The sequence below is a fragment of the Aliifodinibius sp. S!AR15-10 genome, assembly GCF_031569985.1.
Lineage (GTDB): Bacteria > Bacteroidota > Rhodothermia > Balneolales > Balneolaceae > JAMQKA01.
Map to the genome: position 1 here is coordinate 1 of NZ_JAMQKA010000123.1, position 826 is coordinate 826.

Sequence of the window (826 nt, forward strand, 5' to 3'; positions counted from 1 at the left end):
GTTCGACCTCCATTCTCATACCAGTATTTTCAATAATATCCGGAATAAGCTGACCGATTACGCATCTGTTTTTGGGGGTCAGTCCGATCATGCGATCTCCCACGATAACCACATTATGAATGCGGGTCTCTTTGCCATCCAACATGACTTGGTTAGCTATACAGCAATTCCCCATATCTAGAGACATCAGGATATCCCAGTGTTCTTTTTGACCACCCACCTCCAGGTAGGGTCTTACACGAAGATCCTCATTTAGAGTTGTGCTAATACCCCTGACGAGTTGATAAAATTTAATGTCGGATATCATCTCGTGGATCTGGTCCTCGTCACCGACCAATCGGATATGGAACAGGTTGGTGCCCACCATCCGTATCGATCTGAAATAGACATCCGCTTCACGTTCCAGTCCTTCCAGAGAGTTTAGTTTCCCCACCAACGGCTGCGCAAAGAAACCTTGACACATATACTTGCCTCCCTTGTAATAGAGGGCAAAGCTGCGAGTGGTTTTGTTGATCTGGGTGGTAGTTAAATCACCTAGAATTTCATTTGTCTGAGCTTTTATATGATTGATTTGATTCATTGCTTTCATGACTTCTCCCTTTTTTTGGGGTTATAATCAGATGAATCCTAGTATTCTTTCATCGGCTTAGGCTATACTGACAATTGCCAAAATTATACTCTTTCGTCATCGATACTCGATGAATACTGTAAATGGGGGCTTCAAGTCAATTAAAATCAGACGATTACAGTCTATAGATTAGAAAACCTTATTCTTATAAAAAGATAGTATTTATCAATCTTTGTTGTATAAAAAATATTTTCCAGT

At 40.6% G+C, this 826-nt stretch carries 1 protein-coding gene; it reads right to left on the bottom strand.

Translation table 11 applies throughout. The features are described from left to right. On the bottom strand, positions 1 to 589 hold a 589-nt coding region (locus NC796_RS26625), incomplete at its 3' end, for a hypothetical protein (RefSeq protein ID WP_310688930.1). Positions 590 to 826: the final 237 nt, after the last annotated feature.